The organism is Enterobacter sp. BWH52 (genome assembly GCF_001037565.1).
Lineage (GTDB): Bacteria > Pseudomonadota > Gammaproteobacteria > Enterobacterales > Enterobacteriaceae > Enterobacter > Enterobacter hormaechei_C.
In genome coordinates this window covers 3,028,979-3,049,750 of record NZ_KQ089854.1, presented here as the reverse complement: position 1 = coordinate 3,049,750, position 20,772 = coordinate 3,028,979, and the positions used below count along the sequence as shown (strand labels likewise).

Genomic DNA, 20,772 nt, shown 5'->3' with positions numbered 1-20,772 from the left:
CTCGCGCGCGGCCTTTCAGGCAAGCGGAATTCGTGGGTTTTGCTATCAATACATAAAAGGTGTTACTGTGCGCGCAATGCCCGACTGCGCGGGCATCTGCCACCAACAGAGAGCATGTATGGATTGTCGTTCCGACTGTGGCGCGTGCTGTACCGCACCGTCCATCTCAAGCCCCATTCCAGGCATGCCGGAGGGCAAGCCTGCCAATACCCGCTGCGTTCAGCTCTCTGACACTAACCTGTGCATGATCTTTGGCTCGCCCCTGCGCCCGAAGGTGTGCTCCGGGCTCCAGCCAACCGCCGAAATGTGCGGCAGTACGCGGCAGCAGGCCATCACTTATCTGCTTGAGCTGGAAGCGCTCACCGCGCCTTAAACGTCTTTGATCCGCGTCAGGCAGCTCAGCGTCATGACGCACATCACCAGCGCAATCCAGAACACCGTATGATAGTTCCAGATTTCAGCCACAACGCCCGCCAGAGAGCCTGCAATAATCCAGCCCACGCGGGTGGTATTCGTATAAAGGGTGGTGGCAGAGCCTGCCTGACCCGGCATCAGGTCCTGAAAGTAGAGCATGCCGATACCGGCCAGAATACCGATGTAAATGGCGTTCAGCAGCTGTAAAGCCAGAAGCAGGGCTGGCGTATGAACCGTCAGCATACCGACATAAAACAGCAGCCCGGCTACGGCGGCGACGCGCATCAAAAAGCGCTTGCCGAAGCGCTTCGCGTAATAACCCGCAATCAGCATGGTGGGGATCTCAAGCCCCGCGGCGGTTCCCATCATGATCCCGGCCAGCTTCTCCGGCAGATGCAGCTCATCAATAATAAACAGCGGCATATTAATGATATAGAGGCTGTTCGTTCCCCACATCAGCGTACAGATAATGAATAACAGCAGCGCGTCGCGGCGGTTGCGTCGCGGAGCTTCCAGCGTGCCGGTCGCCACTTTCGGCTCTTTGCGCATGGAGGGGAGGAAGAACCAGACCATTGTGCCGCATACCACGAAGGCCACGGCTGCGCTGAGGTACATCACCGTAAAGCCAAAACCCATCGCCAGCGCGTAGGCAAGCGGGGGGCCAATCACCCACGCCAGCGACACCTGCGCGCGCAGTATCGAGCTGAACATCACCGCTTCCCGCCCGGTGTGGTCGGCATGCTCGCGGGCAAGGGCGAACATCTGCGGGTTGGCGGTCGAGCCGAAACTGCTCAGGAAGACGCCCACGAACAGCAGAATGAAGTAGTTACGGTTCCAGGCAAACAGCAGGCAGGCAAATACCCCGAGCAGGCAGCAAAAAACGATCAGGCTTTTGCGATCGCCTTTGCGGTCTGAACGACCGGCAAGAAACTGGCTGACAAAAATGCCAATGATGGCGCTCCCGGTGAAGAAAAAGCCAACCATCGCCGGGCGGGCGTGGACTTCGTTGGTCAGAAAGAGGCTCAGCGTAGGCGTTTGTAACGCACCGGCAATACCGGTGAGGAAAGCAACGATCAAAAACGCCGTTGACGTCAAATCAAAAGGCTTTGGTGAGGCGGCAGCGGGGGTGTTATGCATGTTCAGTCTTTGCGAGTAACAGAGAGAGGCGGAGTTTACGCCGCCCGTCATTAAATAAACAGAGGGCAAAATCAAGATTGCCACAATAAATCAAAATAGCATTTCAGTTTATCGCCGTTTCGCTGAAGCGTGCTGAACCTGTTTGCTGAACATCAGCAAAAACCTCCCGACTGAAGAAGAAATGTGCTGCACTTCTAAATTCTGCAACAAGAAATGTAACTTTTCTTGCAACCTTTTGTAGAAAAGACAAGACTTCTTGAAACGTTTCAGCGCTATCTTGCATGTCCTGAAAAAGCAGGTTAGCGCCTATTTTCTCAGTTAAGCTGAAACGATTCAATTTCAGCAGGAGAGGAGAATCATGTTCCAGTTATCTGTTCAGGATATTCACCCGGGCGAACAGGCCGGGAATAAAGAAGAGGCTATTCGCCAGGTCGCCGCTGCGCTCGTGCAGGCTGGCAACGTGGCTGACGGCTACGTCAACGGCATGCTGGCGCGTGAACAGCAGACCTCCACCTTCCTCGGTAACGGTATTGCAATTCCGCACGGCACCACGGACACCCGCGATCAGGTGCTGAAAACCGGTGTGCAGGTCTTCCAGTTCCCGCAGGGCGTGCTGTGGGGCGAGGGTCAGGTGGCTTATGTGGCGATCGGCATCGCGGCCAGCGGTGACGAACACCTGGGCCTGCTGCGTCAGCTGACGCACGTGCTGAGTGATGATGCCGTCGCGGAACAGCTTAAATCCGCCACCACTGCTGAAGAACTGCGTGCCCTGCTGATGGGCGAAAAACAGAGCGAAGCGCTGAAGCTGGATAATGAAACCCTGACGCTGGACGTCGTTGCGTCCGATCTGGTAACGCTCCAGGCGCTGAATGCGGCTCGCCTGAAAGAGGTCGGTGCGGCGGATACCGCTTTTGTGACGCGCGCAATCAATGATAAGCCATTAAACCTGGGGCAGGGCATCTGGCTGAACGACAGTGCTGAAGGTAACCTGCGCAGCGCTATCGCGGTCAGCCGTGCTGCGGTTGCCTTTGAGACCGACGGTGAACGCGCCGCGATGCTGGTAACGGTTGCCATGACTGACGATCAGCCGGTTTCCGTGCTGAAGCGTCTGGGCGATCTGCTGCTGAACAATAAAGCTGAAAAACTGCTGAACGCAGACGCGGCGACGGTGCTGGCTCTGCTGACCAGCGACGATGCGCTGACGGATGACCTGCTGAGCGCAGAGTACGTGGTGCGTAACGAACATGGCCTGCATGCCCGTCCGGGCACCATGCTGGTGAATACCATTAAACAATTTGAAAGTGAGATCACCGTGACCAATCTGGACGGTTCGGGTAAACCAGCCAACGGGCGCAGCCTGATGAAAGTTGTCGCGCTGGGCGTGAAGAAAGGCCATCGTCTGCGCTTTACCGCGCAGGGTGCGGATGCTGAACAGGCGCTGAAAGCGATTGGCGACGCCATCGCGGCTGGTCTGGGGGAGGGCGCATAATGAGCAGACGTGTTGCGACCATTACGCTGAACCCGGCTTACGATCTGGTGGGGTTCTGCCCGGAAATTGAGCGTGGCGAAGTTAACCTGGTGCGGACGACCGGCCTGCATGCCGCCGGGAAAGGCATTAACGTGGCGAAAGTGCTGAAAGATCTCGGCATCGACGTCACCGTTGGCGGCTTCCTCGGTAAAGACAACCAGGACGGTTTTCAGCAGCTGTTCAGCGAGTTGGGCATCGCCAACCGTTTTCAGGTTGTGCAGGGCCGTACCCGCATTAACGTTAAGCTGACCGAGAAAGACGGTGAAGTGACCGATCTGAACTTCTCCGGCTTCGAAGTGACCCCGGCTGACTGGGAGCGCTTTGTTGCCGATTCCCTGAGCTGGCTGGGCCAGTTTGACATGGTGTGCGTCAGCGGCAGTCTGCCCTCCGGCGTCAGCCCGGAAGCGTTCACCGACTGGATGACGCGCCTGCGCAGCCAGTGCCCGTGCATTATTTTCGACAGCAGCCGCGACGCGCTGGTCGCCGGTCTGAAAGCCTCTCCGTGGCTGGTTAAGCCTAATCGCCGCGAACTGGAGATCTGGGCGGGCCGTAAGCTGCCAGAATTAAAGGATGTGATTGACGCTGCCCATGCGCTGCGCGAGCAGGGTATCGCTCACGTGGTGATTTCGCTGGGTGCAGAAGGTGCCCTGTGGGTTAACGCCTCCGGGGAATGGATTGCCAAACCGCCTTCAATGGAGGTGGTCAGCACCGTGGGTGCCGGGGATTCGATGGTTGGCGGTCTGATCTACGGTCTGCTGATGCGCGAATCCAGTGAACATACCTTACGTCTTGCTACCGCCGTTGCGGCCCTGGCCGTGAGCCAGAGCAATGTCGGTATTACCGATCGTACCCAGTTAGCCGCGATGATGGCGCGCGTTGACTTAAAACCTTTTAACTAACAGCAGGAGAGGAATAATGAAAACGCTGCTGATCATTGACTCCGGTCTCGGACAGGCTCGTGCCTATATGGCGAAGACCCTGCTGGGCGCGGCGGCACAAAAAGCGCACCTGGATATCATTGATAACCCGGGTGATGCTGAAATGGCGATTGTTCTGGGCGACAAAATCCCCGCTGACAGCGCCCTGAACGGCAAAAAAGTGTGGCTGGGTGATATTAATCGCGCGGTGGCACATCCTGAACTGTTTCTGAGCGAAGCAAAAGGTCATGCGACGGTTTACAGCGCACCTGTTGAGGCGGCGCCGGTTGCCGCCGTTGGGCCGAAACGCATTGTTGCGGTAACGGCCTGCCCGACAGGTGTGGCGCACACCTTTATGGCGGCTGAAGCCATTGAAACCGAAGCGAAAAAACGTGGCTGGTGGGTGAAGGTTGAAACTCGCGGCTCTGTTGGCGCGGGCAATGCCATCACGCCTGAAGAGGTGGCGGAAGCCGATCTGGTGATTGTGGCGGCGGATATCGAAGTGGATCTGGCGAAGTTTGCCGGCAAGCCTATGTACCGTACCTCTACCGGCCTGGCGCTGAAGAAAACCGCGCAGGAGTTTGATAAGGCGCTGGCAGAAGCCAAACCGTATCAGACAACCGGTGCGGCTAAAACTGCGACTGAAGGGAAAAAAGAGTCTGCGGGCGCGTATCGTCACCTGCTGACCGGCGTGTCCTACATGCTGCCGATGGTGGTGGCGGGCGGCCTGTGTATTGCGCTCTCCTTCGCCTTTGGTATCGAGGCGTTTAAAGAGCCGGGCACGCTGGCGGCCGCGTTGATGCAGATTGGCGGCGGCTCCGCGTTTGCGCTGATGGTGCCAGTGCTGGCGGGCTTTATCGCCTTCTCCATTGCTGACCGTCCGGGTCTGACGCCGGGTCTTATCGGCGGTATGCTGGCCGTGAGCACCGGTTCTGGCTTTATCGGCGGTATCATTGCCGGTTTCCTCGCCGGTTATGTGGCGAAGCTGATCAGCTCGAAGCTGAAGCTGCCGCAGAGCATGGAAGCGCTGAAGCCTATCCTGATCATCCCGCTGATTTCCAGCCTGGTGGTCGGTCTGGCGATGATTTACCTGATTGGTAAGCCGGTCGCGGGCATTCTGGAAGGTCTGACCCACTGGCTGCAAACCATGGGGACGGCGAATGCGGTGCTGCTGGGCGCAATCCTCGGCGGTATGATGTGTACCGACATGGGTGGTCCGGTGAACAAAGCGGCATATGCGTTTGGCGTTGGCCTGCTGAGTACCCAGACCTACGCGCCGATGGCGGCGATCATGGCGGCAGGTATGGTGCCACCGCTGGCGCTTGGCCTGGCGACGATCATTGCCCGTCGTAAGTTCGATAAAGCGCAGCAGGAAGGCGGTAAAGCTGCGCTGGTGCTGGGCCTGTGCTTCATCACCGAAGGCGCAATTCCGTTTGCGGCGCGCGATCCAATGCGTGTTCTGCCGTGCTGTATCGTGGGTGGTGCGGTGACGGGGGCTATCTCCATGGCAGTAGGTGCGAAACTGATGGCGCCGCACGGCGGTCTGTTCGTCCTGCTGATCCCTGGCGCCATCACGCCGGTGCTGGGTTATCTGCTGGCGATTGTTGCCGGTACGCTGGTTGCAGGCCTGTCTTACGCGGTGCTGAAGCGTCCGGAAGCGGAAGTGGTCGCAAAAGCAGCCTAAAAGAGGTGTCGGGTGGTGGCTTCGCCTTACCCGACCTACAAAAAGAGCCGGGGCGCGTTGCGCACCCGGCTTTTTTTATGCCGCCTGTTCAGCGGTCTGCTGCGCCTTCAGCCAGGCTATCTCTTCCGCCCAGATATCCGGATTGATGGTTTCCAGCACCATTGGAATGCCGTCGAAGCGGGCATCCTGCATGATAAAGCGGAACGCATCGTGGCCGATGTTGCCTTCGCCCAGGCTGTGATGGCGGTCAACGCGGCTACCAAAGGCGCTTTTCGCATCGTTTAAGTGCATACCGCGAAGATATTTAAAACCAACAATACGCTCGAACTCCTCGAAGGTATTTTTTGTGGCCTCGGTTGTGCGCAGGTCATAACCGGCCGCAAACGCGTGGCAGGTATCAATGCACACGCCCACGCGGGATTTGTCTTCCACGCCGTCGATGATCGCCGCCAGATGCTCAAACTTAAAGCCGAGGTTGCTGCCCTGACCGGCGGTATTCTCAATCACTGCCGTCACGCCCTGGGTTTTATCCAGCGTCATGTTAATTGACTCGGCGATGCGCGCCAGACAGGCGTCTTCGTCGATTTGCATCAGATGGCTGCCGGGATGGAAATTCAGCAGCGTTAGCCCCAGTTGCTCACAGCGCTGAACCTCATCCAGGAACGCTTCGCGGGATTTTTCCAGCGCCTCGGCAACCGGGTGACCGAGGTTAATGAGGTAGCTGTCATGGGGAAGGATCTGGCCAGGCCCGTAGCCGTATTTCTCGCAGGCGGCTTTGAAGTCATCAATCACTTCCGCGGTGAGGGGAGCTGCGCGCCACTGGCGCTGGTTTTTGGTGAACAGGGCGAAAGCGGTCGCCTCGATTTCGGCGGCGCGAATGGCGGCATTCGCAAGGCCACCGGCAGCGCTGACGTGCGCTCCAACATATTTCATAAAAAGACTCCTGTTAACCCGAAATGCCTATGATAACGGGTTAACAGGAGAAGGACGAGATGGTTTATGCCAACAGGCTGTGTACCGCAAGGTTAATCGCACCGCCGCCAACTATCAGCCAGATGAACAGCACCAGCGCCATCAGCAGCGGTTTCGCCCCGGCTTTTTTCAGCGCGCTGACGTGCGTGGTGATGCCCAGCGCCGCCATTGCCATCGCCAGCAGGACCGTATCCAGCGTGACCAGCATATCCACCATCGCTTTTGGCAGCAGGTGGAAAGAGTTGAAGACAGCGACCACGATGAACAGGATCGCAAACCACGGAATGGTGATTTTGCTTTTCTCGCTGCCGCCTGCCGGAGCAAGCTGTTTAACCCGCGCCGCGAGGAAAATCAGGAACGGGGCCAGCATCATCACGCGCAGCATTTTGGCGATGACCGCCGCGTTTTCCGCTTCCGGGTTAATGGCGTGACCTGCCGCCACCACCTGCGCCACTTCGTGCATGGTTGAGCCGATATAAATGCCGTAGGTTTCCGGACTAAACCAGTGCGCCACCAGCGGATACATGGCCGGATACAGGAAGATCGCCAGCGTACCGAAGATAACTACCGTCGCGACGGCAACCGTGACTTTACTGGCTTCGGCTTTAACGACGGGTTCTGTTGCCAGTACCGCCGCCGCGCCGCAGATGCTGCTACCCGCACCGATCAGCCAGCTGGTCTGTTTGTCCAGCCCAAAGATCTTCTGGCCGATAAAGCACGCCAGTAAAAAGGTGCTCGAAAGGGTCAGGACGTCAATGGCAATCCCGCTGACCCCCACATCCGCAATCTGCGAAAAGGTGAGACGGAAGCCATAAAGGATGATCCCGAGACGTAATAAATGCTGCTTGGCGAAAATCACGCCGCCTTCGCAGGATTTCCAGATGTGCGGGTAAACGGTGTTCCCGACCACCATGCCGAGCAGAATGGCCAGCGTCAGGGCGCTGAACCCTGCACCGGCAACCGCCGGTATACTGCCGCCCCATAAGGCCACGCCGGTAACCACGGCGCTGAGCGCGAGACCCGGCACGAAGTGCCACACTGTACGATGATGTTGTAAGGTGATTTCTGACATAACCTTCTCCTTTGTCTGGCTAAAGGTTACGGCGCTCTGGCTTAAAAATAAAATTGATTATATATTTATAATCAATCTTTATAAGTGGTAAGCAACCATGCACATTACATTGCGTCAGCTGGAAGTTTTTGCCGAGGTGCTGAAAAGCGGCTCGACAACCCAGGCGTCACAAATGCTGGCGCTCTCGCAGTCCGCCGTTAGCGCGGCCTTGACCGATCTTGAAGGGCAACTGGGCGTCCAGCTTTTCGACAGGGTAGGGAAGCGGCTGGTGGTGAACGAACATGGCCGCCTGCTGTATCCGCGTGCCCTGGCTTTACTGGAGCAGGCGACGGAGATCGAACAGCTGTTCCGCGAGGACAACGGCGCTATTCGCGTCTACGCTAGCAGCACGATCGGTAACTACATCCTGCCGGAAGTGATTGCCCGCTACCGCCGGGATTTTCCGACCCTGCCGCTGGAGATGAGCGTCGGCAACAGCCAGGACGTGATCAACGCGGTGATTGATTTCCGCGTGGACATCGGGCTTATCGAAGGGCCGTGCCACAACGTGGATATCATTGCGGAGCCCTGGCTGGAGGATGAGCTGGTGGTGTTTGCCTCTCCGGCCTCTTCTTTACTCCAGGGCGAGGTCACGCTGGAGCGGCTGGCGCAAGCGCAGTGGATCCTGCGAGAGCAGGGCTCCGGCACGCGTGAGATTGTCGATTATCTGCTGCTGTCCCATCTACCGCAGTTCCAGTTAGGGATGGAATTAGGTAACTCCGAGGCCATTAAGCATGCCGTACGCCATGGTCTGGGCATTAGCTGTCTTTCCCGACGGGTGATTGCCGAACAGCTGGAAACCGGCTCACTGGTTGAGATCCCCGTTCCGCTGCCGAAGCTGGTGCGCACGCTGTGGTGCATCCATCATCGTCAGAAACACCTTTCCAGCTCGCTCCAGCGTTTTCTGCGCTACTGCGAGATGTAAAAGCGCACCTCACCCTGGCCCTCTCCCCAAAGGGGAGAGGGAAAAATTATGCTTTACTTATAATCCTGGCCGAGTCATGAAGCTCTCTTATAACTGAGTATTTCTGCCGGAAGCAACGCAGATCGTCTGCTACAATCGCGCCTCATTTATTGAATGGACAGCATTTTCACATGGTTTCAGAAACTAAAACCACACAAGCGCCCGCGCTACGTCGCGCACTTAAGGCGCGTCACCTGACGATGATCGCCATTGGCGGCTCCATCGGTACGGGTCTTTTCGTTGCCTCTGGCGCAACAATTTCGGCAGCCGGCCCGGGTGGGGCATTATTCTCTTATATCCTGATTGGCCTGATGGTCTACTTCCTGATGACCAGCCTGGGCGAACTGGCGGCATACATGCCGGTGTCTGGTTCGTTTTCGACCTACGGACAAAAATACGTTGAGGAAGGCTTCGGCTTCGCGCTGGGCTGGAACTACTGGTACAACTGGGCGGTGACCATCGCCGTTGACCTCGTCGCGGCACAGCTGGTGATGACCTGGTGGTTCCCGGACACGCCCGGCTGGATCTGGAGCGCCCTGTTCCTGGCGGTCATCTTCCTGCTGAACTACATCTCCGTGCGCGGTTTCGGCGAAGCGGAATACTGGTTCTCTTTGATTAAAGTGGCAACCGTCATCATCTTTATCGTCGTCGGTGTGGCGATGATCGTTGGTATTTTCAAAGGGGCTGAACCGGCGGGCTGGAGTAACTGGACAATAGGCGATGCGCCGTTTGCCGGGGGCTTCTCGGCGATGATTGGCGTGGCGATGATTGTCGGCTTCTCCTTCCAGGGTACCGAGTTGATTGGCATTGCGGCCGGTGAATCCGAAAACCCGGAGAAGAATATTCCGCGCGCGGTGCGTCAGGTGTTCTGGCGTATCCTGCTGTTCTATGTGTTCGCGATCCTGATTATCAGCCTGATCATTCCGTATACCGACCCAAGCCTGCTGCGTAACGACGTAAAAGACATCAGCGTCAGCCCGTTCACGCTGGTCTTCCAGCACGCGGGTCTGCTCTCAGCGGCGGCGGTGATGAACGCGGTGATCCTGACGGCGGTACTGTCTGCGGGTAACTCCGGGATGTACGCCTCCACCCGCATGCTCTACACCCTGGCCTGCGACGGTAAAGCACCGCGTATTTTCTCGAAACTGTCTCGCGGTGGCGTGCCACGCAACGCGCTGTATGCGACCACGGTGATTGCGGGTCTCTGTTTCCTGACCTCCATGTTCGGCAACCAGACGGTCTACCTGTGGCTGCTGAACACCTCTGGTATGACGGGCTTCATTGCCTGGCTGGGCATTGCCATCAGCCACTACCGTTTCCGTCGCGGGTACGTCAAGCAGGGGCATGATCTGAATAACCTGCCGTACCGGTCAGGATTCTTCCCGCTGGGGCCGATCTTCGCCTTCGTTCTGTGCCTGATTATTACCCTGGGTCAGAACTATGAGGCCTTCCTTGCGGACACCATTGACTGGGGCGCCGTCACGGCCACCTATATTGGCATTCCGCTGTTCCTGATCATCTGGTTTGGCTACAAACTGACGAAAGGAACACGCTTCGTTCGCTACAGTGAAATGGATTTCCCGGAACGATTTAAATAATAACCGCACTTCCTCTCTTTTAGCCCGCTCAGTTGAGCGGGCTTTTTTATGGCAGATCAGAAGCTGTAGGTCATGCCAACGGTATAGCGGCGGCCATCCAGCACGGTGTCATACGTATCGTAATCAATCTGCTTATCGAGCACGTTATACACACCGGCAGTAACCAGCAGGTTTTTGTTGGCGTTGTAGCGCATACCGACATCAACCTGAGTGTAGGACGGCGTACCCTGGGACATTGACGTGCGGCTCAGGTACTCAGACGTTTTACCGCGCAGGTTCAGACGGCTCCAGAACCCGACGTCTGGCGTCGCCTGCCAGTCCAGGGTGGTGTTGAACATGTGTTTCGGCATTTTGTTCAGTGGCTTGCCGGAGAACTGGCCGCTCTTCTGCTCGGACTCTGTATAGGTGTAGTTTGCAGTCCAGTTCACATCACGCGTGATCTTCCACCCGAAGGAGGACTCCACACCGCGCATGTTGGCTTTGTCCACGTTGACGCGATCGCTGACGAAATCATAGCTGTGACCGCCAATCGTACAGGCGGGATCGGCGCTGCTGTTACAGCGGCGAACTTCCGTAATTTTGTCCTTGAAGTCGGTATTAAACAGCGTTACGCCGGCATTCAGGTCATCGTTGTTATCCCAGAGCAGGGCGAGCTCTTCGCTCAGGCTCTTCTCTGGTTTCAGATCCGGGTTGCCGACGATAATACCGTCAAGACGGCCGCCACCTGTCACCTGGCCCCAGCTGGCAGACGACTGACGCAGATCCGGCGCACGATAGCCAGCAGAAACCCCGCCTTTCAACGTCCACTGATCGGCCAGGTGCCATACGCCGTAACCGCGCGGCGTCCAGTTAGTACCGTAGTTTTGGTCTTTGTCCATACGCAGGCCGCCGGTCAACGTAAAGCTTTCCGTCATTGACCATTCATCTTCGGCAAACAGGGCCCAGCTCCAGCGCGTCAGTTTGTTCAGGCCGTCAGCAGCTTCCAGCTGATTACCGTTGTCGCGCAGTTTCTCATAGCGATACTGCCCGCCGAGGGTCAACGTATGATCGCCGAGGAAAATTTGGTTCTGGTTGTTGAAGGTGGTGTTATAGGAGCGCATTTCGCGACCTGGATTATTGGTCTCTTCCTGCTGGATATAGCTGGTGGTATTGAAGTCTTCGTAATAACCACTGTGGGTTAACGAGTAGGTCGTGTGCTCATAGCGCGAGTCGCTTTTGGTATTTGGCGTACAGGTTGTTCCCCGGCAGGTTTCAGCCGCTTTCGACATCCCCGGGGTGCTGTTTCTGTCCTGAAGTTCGCGAGCAAAGTCGAGGTCGAAATCGTTCTTCTCGTCCGGCGTGAAGTTCAGCGTAATGCCACCGTTACGCATTTTCTGCTCGTTATAGCCGTTCACGATTTTATCTTCTGCGCGGCGTGACAACAGCCCCGTCACCTTTGCGCCCAGAAGTCCGTCGATCAGGGGACCAGAGGCGTAGGCGTTGGTCTGGAAGATATCGCCGGAATCATGATTTTCCTGGAAGGTTGCATCGCCATGCAACGAACCGGTCCAGGCTTTGGTGTTCGAGACTTTTTTGGTAATGACGTTAATGACGCCACCCATCGCATCGGAGCCGTAAAGCGAGGACATCGGGCCGCGGATGACCTCGATGCGCTCAATGGACTCAAGCGGCGGCAGCCAGCCTTGTTCAATACCCGAGTTGTCGCTGTTGGGGCGGGTGCTTCGCGTACTGACGCGTTTGCCGTTCACCAGGAACAGGGTGTACTGAGAGGCCATGCCGCGAATACTGATATCACTGCTGCTCCCGCCGCCAGTGACGACAACACCCGGGACATCTCTCAGGGCATCGGTAACATCACGGTAGGCTTTATCTTCAATCTGCTGTTTCGAAATCACAGAGATGGAGGCGGGGGCATTCTGGATCTTTTGTTCAAAACCCGTTGCAGTGACGACAACGGTGTCCTGATCGGCTGCGTGAACGAAGGGGGAACATGTGGCAGCGCCAATGGCGACGGCCAGGAGCTTAATGCGTGGTATTGTCATTTGTACATTCCGTATAAAAATGAAAAAAACTCCATCGGGATAACCCTGAGAACTGTATGTTTTTGTCTTGTAAGAACTCTTTGAGATGGAGAAGAGTCTGGAATTGTACAAAAGAATGTAGAATTGTAAACACAAATGATAATTGAAATCATTTGTGTTTGAGTGATGACGACGGAAAACAGGCTGGATTCAAGCGGATAGAAGTATGTAAAGAGGGGGAGGGGAAAGACCCGGCAGGCAGGAGGCGCTACCGGGCAAAAGGCGGAACTTACCTGAACAGATGTTCCGCATGGAAGCGGAGATGATCCTCAATAAAGGACGCCATGAAGTAATAGCTGTGGTCGTATCCCGGTTGAATGCGCAGCGTTAGCGGCCAGTCCTTCTGGCGCGCGGCTTCCGCCAGCACCGCAGGCTGTAACTGCCCGGCGAGGAACTGATCGGCATCACCCTGATCCACCAGCATCGGGATAGCGTCTTCTGACTGGCTCGCCAGCATCAGCGCGCAGCTATCCCATTCCTGCCATTTCTCTACATCTTCACCCAGATAGTGCCTAAAGGCTTTTTGCCCCCACGGCACCTGCGTTGGGTTCACAATCGGCGCAAATGCGGACACGCTGGTGTATTTCCCCGGATTTTTTAGCGCCATTATCAGCGCCCCGTGGCCACCCATCGAATGTCCGCTTATCGCGCAGCGCTCGCTGACCGCGAACTGAGAGTGCACCAGGGCAGGCAGTTCATCGCGAATGTAGTCATACATGCGGTAATGGCTCGCCCACGGTTGTTCCGTGGCGTTAAGATAGAAGCCAGCGCCTTTACCCAAGTCGTATCCGGCATCGTCGGCCACGTCCTCGCCACGCGGGCTGGTATCTGGCATCACCAGCGCAATGCCCAGTTCGGCGGCAATACGCTGGGCGCCCGCTTTGGTGGTGAAGTTTTCGTCGTTGCAGGTCAGGCCTGAAAGCCAGTACAGCACCGGTGGATTGTCCGCAGGGGGCAGGAAAATGCTGAACGTCATAGCACAATTCAGCGTGGTGGAGTCGTGCCGCCAGCGCTGCTGTCGACCTTCAAAACAACGATGCTCTTCGAGCAGTTCCATGCAGGGCTCCTTATACGAAAGACTATTCATAAAACGCATAATACAGAGTTTTCATTGACCTGTGAGCAACTTTCACTTTCGCAGGACGGCGAGATGTTGCATCATAAATTTACTTTTCTTTAACAATTGGAGCGATCATGGCGCTGCGTATCGCGCTCAGCGGATTTGTGGTTCTGGTCGTGGCGATGGGGATAGGACGCTTCGCCTTCACACCTCAGGTGCCGCTGATGATAGCCGCCGGGCAACTCACGCTTACCAGCGCGGGGCTGGTGGCGGCAATGAACTATCTGGGCTATCTGGTAGGGGCATGGGATGCCATGCGCGCCCATCGCTTCGTTGAAACACGTCTCTGGCTTGGCATCACCGGTGCGGTGGCGCTGACGCTGCTCTCCGCGGCGGCAGAGAATGCCGTTGTTCACGGTCTGCTGCGCTTTGTGATCGGCTGCATGAGCGGCTGGTCGATGGTGCTGATTGCCGCCTGGACCAACGAGCGGCTGGGGCAGCTGGGCAAACCGGGACTCAGTGCGGCCGTCTTTGCCGGACCCGGGGCCGGCATCGCCCTGAGCGGCCTGCTGGCGGTCTATATTCAGGCGAAATCCTTGTCCGCCGGGGCGGCATGGCAAATCTACGGCGTACTGGCGCTGGTGCTGATCGTACTGGTGGCGCGCTACCTGCCGCGCGCAGGTCAGCTTCATCGCCCTGGTACCGCGCCTGAGCCGTTGCTGCTGACTGCGGATCTCCGGCGTCTGGTCTGGAGCTACAGCCTGGCAGGGTTCGGCTATATCCTCCCGGCGACCTTTTTATCGCAAATGGCGGCGGTGCGTTTTCCCGGCAGCCTGTTTGCCCAGTTTGTCTGGCCAATATTTGGCGCCGCCTCGGTGGTGGGGATTGCGCTGAGCATTGCCCTGCGGCATACATCAAGCGCTAACCGCAGGCTGGCGATTGTTCTTTGGTTACAGGGGATTGGCGTGCTGGCGGCCTGGTTGCTGCCGGGCATAGGCGGCTTGCTGACGGGTGGGCTGCTGGTGGGCGGCGGGTTCCTCTGCGCCGTGCAGCTCTCTCTTCTGTACGGTCGCGAGCTGGCGCCAGACCACACGCGTTACATGGCGGGACTGCTCACCACCGGGTATGCCATTGGTCAGCTGGTGGGTCCGGTCACGTCGGCTCTGTCGACCTGGCTCACGCACCGTCTGGAACCTGCGCTGGGGCTGGCGGGGATCGCGCTGTTCGTTGGCGGAGCGTTAGTCTGGAACCGTCAGGCTGAAAGGCAACAGCAATTGCAATAATTATCGTCGTGAATACTGGATTATGTGCGTCGCCTCACGCACAATGAGCGCACACTTTTGCCACAACGAGGGCAAAAGACGCCACACCTGCAGGAGAAAAGAATGTCATCACTCAGTAAAGAAGCAGCCCTTGTCCATGAAGCGCTGGTTGCGCGCGGTCTTGAAACGCCACTGCGCCCGCCCGTGCAGGAGCTGGACAATGTTACCCGCAAGCGTCTGATCGCCGGCCATATGACGGAGATCATGCAACTGCTGAATCTCGATCTGAGCGACGACAGCCTGATGGAGACGCCGCACCGCATCGCGAAGATGTACGTCGACGAAATTTTCTCCGGCCTGGATTACGCGAACTTCCCGAAAATCACCGTCATTGAAAATAAGATGAAGGTCGATGAGATGGTGACGGTACGCGATATCACGCTGACCAGCACCTGCGAGCATCACTTTGTGACCATCGATGGTAAAGCGACGGTGGCCTATATTCCAAAAGATACGGTCATTGGCCTGTCCAAGATCAACCGCATCGTGCAGTTCTTTGCCCAGCGTCCGCAGGTGCAGGAACGTCTGACGCAGCAGATCCTGACCGCACTGCAAACCCTGTTGGGGACTAACAATGTGGCGGTGTCTATCGACGCGGTGCACTACTGCGTGAAAGCGCGCGGCGTGCGTGATGCTACCAGCGCAACCACCACCACTTCGCTGGGCGGCCTGTTCAAATCGAGCCAGAACACCCGCCAGGAGTTCCTGCGCGCCGTGCGTCACCACAACTAATCAGACAGGGCAGGGACCATGGAGCGAAACGTCACGCTCGATTTTGTTCGCGGCGTCGCCATTCTCGGTATCCTGCTGCTGAATATCAGCGCCTTCGGTCTGCCGAAGGCCGCCTATCTGAATCCTGCGTGGTATGGCGACATCACGCGTAGCGACGCCTGGACGTGGGCAATCCTCGATCTCTTTGCACAGGTGAAATTCCTGACCCTCTTTGCGCTTCTGTTTGGCGCGGGACTTCAGCTTCTCCTCAAACGCGGTACGCGCTGGATCCAGTCGCGTTTAACGCTGCTGGTTATCCTCGGTTTTATTCACGGGCTGCTTTTCTGGGACGGCGATATTCTGCTCGCGTATGGTCTGGTGGGCCTGATTTGCTGGCGGCTGATCCGCGACGCACCCGGTGTGAAAAGCCTGTTTAACACCGGCGTGATGCTCTATGTCATGGGACTGGCCGTGTTATTGCTGCTTGGCATGATTGCCGATGATTCCACCAGTCGTTCATGGATCCCGGATGCGGCCAACCTGCAATATGAGCAGTTCTGGAAGCTGAAAGGCGGCATGGAAGCGATCGGCAACCGGGCCGATATGCTCGGCGATAACCTGCTGGCGCTGGGCGCGCAATACGGCTGGCAGCTGGCGGGGATGATGCTGATGGGTGCAGCCCTGATGCGCACCGGCTGGCTGAAAGGGGAATTTAGCCTGCGACACTATCGTCGTACGGGTGCAGGGCTGGTGCTGCTCGGCGTGATCATCAACCTCCCGGCGGTGATGATGCAGTGGCATCTACAATGGGATTACCGTTGGTGTGCGTTCCTGTTGCAGGTGCCGCGCGAACTGAGCGCGCCGTTCCAGACCATTGGCTATGCGGCGCTGATCTATGGCTTCTGGCCCCAGCTTTCTCGCCTGTGGATCGTCAGTGCGGTGGCCTGCGTTGGGCGGATGGCGTTAAGCAATTACATCCTGCAAACGCTGATATGCACCACGCTTTTCTACCGATTCGGCCTGTTTATGAAATTCGATCGCCTGACGCTACTGGCGTTTGTTATTCCGGTCTGGATTGTTAACGTGGTGTTTTCAGTTGTCTGGCTGCGTTTTTTCCGTCAGGGCCCGCTGGAATGGGCATGGCGACAGTTAACCGCTCGTGCTTCGGACGTGTCATTGCGTAATACATCCAGATAACGATCTGGATCACAATCATTAACAAAACGGATGTAAGCGTTTTCATCTGTGTGAGCTTCTTCACGTAGTCTCCTCTCTCTCGCTGCCAGAATAGCCACCTTGCTAAACACAGGGGGTGTCTGTGAGTTGCTGCAATCCTTTAAAGGGTGGTGAATATGATCACCATTCGTGACGTCGCCCGCCAGGCGGGTGTTTCTGTTGCTACTGTCTCCCGTGTGCTGAACAACAGTGCGCTGGTCAGCCCTGAAACGCGTGAAACTGTAATGAAAGCCGTGACCCAGCTGGGGTACCGGCCAAACGCCAATGCCCAGGCGCTGGCGACGCAGGTCAGCGATACCATTGGCGTAGTGGTGATGGACGTGTCGGACGCTTTCTTCGGCGCGCTGGTCAAAGCGGTGGATGTTGTTGCCCAGCAGCACCAGAAATATGTGCTGATTGGCAACAGCTATCACGAGGCTGAAAAAGAGCGTTATGCCATTGAGGTACTGATCCGCCAGCGCTGTAACGCCCTGATTGTGCACTCTAAAGCCCTGAGCGATGAAGAGCTGGCCGGGTTTATGGAGCAGATCCCCGGCATGGTGCTGATCAATCGTATCGTCACCGGCTACGCGCATCGCTGCGTCGGTCTGGATAACATCAGCGGCGCGATGATGGCGACGCGGATGCTCATCAGCAACGGCCATCAGCGCATAGGTTATCTGGCTTCCAGCCACGGTATTGAAGACGACATGATGCGCCGCGAGGGCTGGCAAAACGCCCTGAAAGAGCAGGGCATTGCGCCGCTGGAAAGCTGGGTAGGTACCGGTTCGCCGGACATGCAGGGCGGTGAAGCGGCAATGGTGGAACTGCTGGGGCGTAATCTTCAGCTGACGGCCGTGTTTGCCTATAACGACAGCATGGCGGCAGGTGCGCTTACCGCGCTGAAAGATAATGGCATTGCGGTGCCGCAGCATTTATCGCTGATCGGTTTTGATGATATCCCGATTGCCCGTTACACCGATCCGCAGCTGACAACGGTGCGTTATCCCATTGCGTCGATGGCGAAACTGGCGACAGAGCTGGCGTTACAGGGGGCGGCTGGGCTGTTAGATCCTGACGCAACGCATTGTTTTATGCCGACTTTAGTACGCCGCCATTCGGTCGCTATCCGGCAAACTGTGGCTCCGATCACTAACTGATAACATCACGTGATGTAACCGTTTTCAATCTGTGAGTAAATTCACAGTATCTTAACAAGCCGCTGTCTATGATGTCAGCGTTTTAGGGGCTGAAACACAATGTAACGGTGATTATTCACTTTTACCGTTGTCACAATGCCTCAAACAACGAATAAAACGCATTTCTGGAGCGTTACCGAACACGGAAGCTGGACATTTTATAAGTGAACTTCGGCGATCAGTAACGTTTTATTAACATCTGCCCGCCGACCGTTTTTCACAAGAACTACCCTGCATAAAAAAAACCGGAGATACCATGAATAAGAAGGTGTTGACTCTGTCTGCTGTCATGGCAAGCATGCTTTTTGGCGCAGCAGCACACGCAGCGGATACCCGTATTGGCGTGACTATCTATAAATACGACGATAACTTCATGTCCGTTGTGCGTAAAGCAATTGAAAAAGATGCTAAATCAGCGCCAGACGTGCAGCTGCTGATGAATGACTCCCAGAATGACCAGTCCAAACAGAACGATCAGATTGACGTTCTTCTGGCAAAAGGCGTGAAAGCGCTGGCTATTAACCTGGTTGACCCGGCTGCGGCAGGCACGGTGATCGAGAAAGCGCGCGGCCAGAACGTGCCAATTGTCTTCTTCAACAAAGAACCTTCCCGTAAAGCGCTGGACAGCTACGACAAAGCGTATTACGTGGGTACCGACTCCAAAGAGTCCGGGATTATCCAGGGCGATCTGATTGCGAAACACTGGGCGGCGAACCCAAACTGGGATCTGAACAAAGATGGTCAGATTCAGTTCGTTCTGCTGAAAGGCGAACCGGGCCATCCGGATGCTGAAGCACGTACCACCTACGTTATTAAAGAGCTGAACGACAAGGGCCTTAAAACCCAGCAGCTGGCGTTAGACACCGCAATGTGGGACACCGCTCAGGCGAAAGATAAGATGGACGCGTGGCTGTCCGGCCCTAACGCCAACAAAATTGAAGTGGTCATTGCCAACAACGATGCGATGGCAATGGGTGCGGTAGAAGCGCTGAAAGCACACAACAAATCCGCCATTCCTGTATTCGGTGTGGATGCCCTGCCAGAAGCGCTGGCGCTGGTGAAATCTGGCGCTATGGCCGGTACCGTGCTGAACGATGCTAACAACCAGGCGAAAGCCACCTTCGATCTGGCGAAAAACCTGGCCGATGGTAAAGGTGCCGCTGACGGGACTAACTGGAAAATTGACAACAAAATCGTTCGCGTTCCTTACGTGGGCGTAGACCAGTCCAACCTGGCTGAGTTTATCGGTAAATAAGTTATCTGCATTGTCTTCACTGGGCGCAATTCGTTGCGCCCTTTTATAACGCGATATGCGAGGCCAACAAGGTATAATTATGGTCAGCACAACTACTCAGTCGTCCGGTGAATACTTGTTGGAAATGACCGGTGTCAATAAGTCATTCCCCGGTGTTAAGGCGCTCGATAATGTTAATTTAAAAGTTCGTCCTCACTCTATTCATGCATTAATGGGTGAAAACGGTGCGGGTAAATCAACATTATTAAAATGCCTTTTTGGGATCTATCAAAAAGATTCTGGCAGCATTCTTTTTCAGGGAAAAGAGATCGACTTCCATTCAGCGAAAGAAGCGCTGGAGAACGGTATCTCGATGGTACACCAGGAATTAAACCTGGTCCTGCAACGTTCAGTTATGGATAATATGTGGTTGGGTCGTTATCCAACCAAAGGTGTCTTTGTCGATCAGGATAAAATGTATCGCGACACCAAAGCCATTTTTGATGAGCTGGATATTGATATCGACCCGCGCGCCCGCGTCGGGACATTATCCGTTTCCCAGATGCAGATGATCGAAATTGCCAAAGCGTTCTCCTATGATGCGAAAATTGTGATCATGGATGAACCGACATCGTCATTAACGGAAAAAGAGGTTAACCACCTTTTTACCATTATTCGTAAGCTGAAAGATCGCGGCTGTGGCATTGTCTATATCTCACATAAAATGGAAGAGATCTTCCAGCTGTGCGATGAAATCACCATCCTGCGCGACGGTCAGTGGATTGCCACCCAGCCGCTGGAAGGGCTGGACATGGACAAGATCATCGCCATGATGGTTGGCCGTTCTCTGAACCAGCGCTTCCCGGATAAAGAAAACAAGCCAGGCGAAGTGATTCTGGAGGTGCGTAACCTGACCTCGCTGCGTCAGCCGTCTATCCGCGATGTCTCTTTCGATCTGCACAAGGGGGAGATCCTTGGCATCGCAGGGCTGGTGGGCGCTAAGCGCACCGATATCGTGGAAACCCTGTTTGGTATCCGTGAGAAAGCCGAAGGCACCATTACGCTGCACGGTAAGAAGATCAACAACCACAACGCCAACGAAGCCATTAATAATGGCTTTGCGCTGGTGACGGAAGAGCGTCGTTCCACCGGTATTTACGCTTATTTGGATATTAACTTTAACTCGTTAATTTCTAATATTCGCAATTACAAAAACAAGGTCGGGCTGCTGGATAATTCCCGCATGAAGAGCGATACCCAGTGGGTGATTGACTCCATGCGCGTGAAAACGCCGGGCCACCGCACGCAAATTGGCTCACTTTCGGGAGGAAACCAGCAGAAAGTCATTATTGGTCGCTGGCTATTAACCCAGCCTGAAATTCTGATGCTGGATGAACCTACGCGCGGTATCGACGTGGGTGCAAAATTCGAGATTTACCAGCTTATCGCAGAGCTGGCGAAAAAAGATAAAGGGATCATTATTATTTCTTCCGAAATGCCGGAATTGTTAGGGATCACAGACCGTATTCTGGTTATGAGCAATGGTCTCGTTGCCGGTATTGTTGAAACCAAAACGACAACGCAAAACGAAATTTTGCGTCTTGCGTCTTTGCACCTTTAAGATC

General features: G+C 55.8%; 18 protein-coding genes. 12 read left to right on the top strand and 6 right to left on the bottom strand.

Annotation, left to right across the window (positions count from 1 at the left end; all coding sequences use genetic code 11):
• The first annotated feature begins 118 nt into the window (after positions 1-118).
• Positions 119-373 carry a YkgJ family cysteine cluster protein gene (locus SK47_RS14420; protein WP_003859353.1) on the top strand — a complete coding sequence of 85 codons (255 nt, stop codon included), beginning with the start codon at positions 119-121 and terminating at the stop codon, positions 371-373.
• Here the strand turns inward: SK47_RS14420 and setB are convergent.
• A complete protein-coding gene (setB, locus tag SK47_RS14415; RefSeq protein ID WP_048244559.1) occupies positions 370-1,551 on the bottom strand; it encodes a sugar efflux transporter SetB in 1,182 nt (393 codons plus the stop codon). The genes SK47_RS14420 and setB overlap by 4 nt on opposite strands.
• Positions 1,552-1,654: 103 nt before the next feature.
• Complete coding sequence (locus SK47_RS24165; RefSeq protein WP_139152746.1) at positions 1,655-1,834, bottom strand: hypothetical protein; 180 nt, start codon at positions 1,832-1,834, stop codon at positions 1,655-1,657.
• A 75-nt stretch (positions 1,835-1,909) separates the two neighbouring features.
• On the opposite strand from SK47_RS24165, the gene fruB reads away from it, so the two are divergent.
• Genes fruB through fruA form a run of 3 tightly spaced genes read left to right on the top strand, consistent with a single transcriptional unit; the run spans position 1,910 to position 5,680 of the window.
• Entirely contained in the window at positions 1,910-3,040 is a 1,131-nt protein-coding gene (gene fruB, locus SK47_RS14410) for a fused PTS fructose transporter subunit IIA/HPr protein (RefSeq protein WP_003859349.1), read from the top strand.
• Positions 3,040-3,978 carry a 1-phosphofructokinase gene (gene fruK, locus SK47_RS14405; RefSeq protein ID WP_006811313.1) on the top strand — a complete coding sequence of 313 codons (939 nt, stop codon included), beginning with the start codon at positions 3,040-3,042 and terminating at the stop codon, positions 3,976-3,978. Before fruB ends, fruK begins: the two co-directional genes overlap by 1 nt.
• A gap of 16 nt (positions 3,979-3,994) precedes the next feature.
• Positions 3,995-5,680, top strand: coding sequence for a PTS fructose transporter subunit IIBC (fruA, locus tag SK47_RS14400; RefSeq protein WP_048210173.1), 1,686 nt, complete (start codon positions 3,995-3,997; stop codon positions 5,678-5,680).
• Positions 5,681-5,755: 75 nt separating this feature from the next.
• On the opposite strand, the gene nfo is transcribed toward fruA, so the two are convergent.
• Both nfo and SK47_RS14390 read right to left on the bottom strand, forming a co-directional pair.
• The gene (nfo, locus tag SK47_RS14395) at positions 5,756-6,613 is read right to left on the bottom strand and encodes a deoxyribonuclease IV (protein WP_003859342.1); all 858 of its coding nucleotides are present in this window, start codon (positions 6,611-6,613) and stop codon (positions 5,756-5,758) included.
• Between the two features lie 64 nt (positions 6,614-6,677).
• On the bottom strand, positions 6,678-7,724 hold the full coding sequence (locus SK47_RS14390) for a YeiH family protein (RefSeq protein WP_048244558.1): 1,047 nt from the start codon (positions 7,722-7,724) through the stop codon (positions 6,678-6,680).
• 97 nt (positions 7,725-7,821) lie between these two features.
• On the opposite strand from SK47_RS14390, the gene yieE reads away from it, so the two are divergent.
• Together yieE and SK47_RS14380 are read left to right on the top strand one after the other, a co-directional pair.
• Entirely contained in the window at positions 7,822-8,688 is an 867-nt protein-coding gene (gene yieE / locus SK47_RS14385; protein WP_003859337.1) for a DNA-binding transcriptional regulator YeiE, read from the top strand.
• 170 nt (positions 8,689-8,858) lie between these two features.
• Entirely contained in the window at positions 8,859-10,325 is a 1,467-nt protein-coding gene (locus SK47_RS14380; protein ID WP_003859336.1) for an amino acid permease, read from the top strand.
• A gap of 56 nt (positions 10,326-10,381) precedes the next feature.
• On the opposite strand, the gene SK47_RS14375 is transcribed toward SK47_RS14380, so the two are convergent.
• On the bottom strand, positions 10,382-12,367 hold the full coding sequence (locus SK47_RS14375) for a ligand-gated channel protein (RefSeq protein ID WP_003859334.1): 1,986 nt from the start codon (positions 12,365-12,367) through the stop codon (positions 10,382-10,384).
• A 268-nt stretch (positions 12,368-12,635) separates the two neighbouring features.
• On the bottom strand, positions 12,636-13,463 hold the full coding sequence (gene fghA / locus SK47_RS14370) for an S-formylglutathione hydrolase (RefSeq protein ID WP_003859332.1): 828 nt from the start codon (positions 13,461-13,463) through the stop codon (positions 12,636-12,638).
• 137 nt (positions 13,464-13,600) lie between these two features.
• Here fghA and SK47_RS14365 point away from each other — a divergent pair, with 137 nt between their 5' ends.
• The 6 genes from SK47_RS14365 (at position 13,601) to mglA (ending at position 20,768) form a co-directional block, all read left to right on the top strand.
• On the top strand, positions 13,601-14,749 hold the full coding sequence (locus SK47_RS14365; RefSeq protein ID WP_003859330.1) for a YbfB/YjiJ family MFS transporter: 1,149 nt from the start codon (positions 13,601-13,603) through the stop codon (positions 14,747-14,749).
• A 102-nt stretch (positions 14,750-14,851) separates the two neighbouring features.
• Positions 14,852-15,520: a GTP cyclohydrolase I FolE gene (gene folE, locus SK47_RS14360; RefSeq protein WP_003859328.1), complete on the top strand. Its 669-nt coding sequence runs from the start codon at positions 14,852-14,854 to the stop codon at positions 15,518-15,520.
• An 18-nt stretch (positions 15,521-15,538) separates the two neighbouring features.
• Positions 15,539-16,696, top strand: coding sequence for a DUF418 domain-containing protein YeiB (gene yeiB, locus SK47_RS14355; protein WP_023314543.1), 1,158 nt, complete (start codon positions 15,539-15,541; stop codon positions 16,694-16,696).
• Positions 16,697-16,851: 155 nt separating this feature from the next.
• A complete protein-coding gene (gene galS, locus SK47_RS14350; protein ID WP_045331145.1) occupies positions 16,852-17,874 on the top strand; it encodes an HTH-type transcriptional regulator GalS in 1,023 nt (340 codons plus the stop codon).
• A 295-nt stretch (positions 17,875-18,169) separates the two neighbouring features.
• Complete coding sequence (mglB, locus tag SK47_RS14345) at positions 18,170-19,168, top strand: galactose/glucose ABC transporter substrate-binding protein MglB (protein WP_017383382.1); 999 nt, start codon at positions 18,170-18,172, stop codon at positions 19,166-19,168.
• 79 nt (positions 19,169-19,247) lie between these two features.
• Entirely contained in the window at positions 19,248-20,768 is a 1,521-nt protein-coding gene (gene mglA / locus SK47_RS14340) for a galactose/methyl galactoside ABC transporter ATP-binding protein MglA (RefSeq protein WP_003859320.1), read from the top strand.
• Positions 20,769-20,772 lie beyond the last annotated feature (4 nt).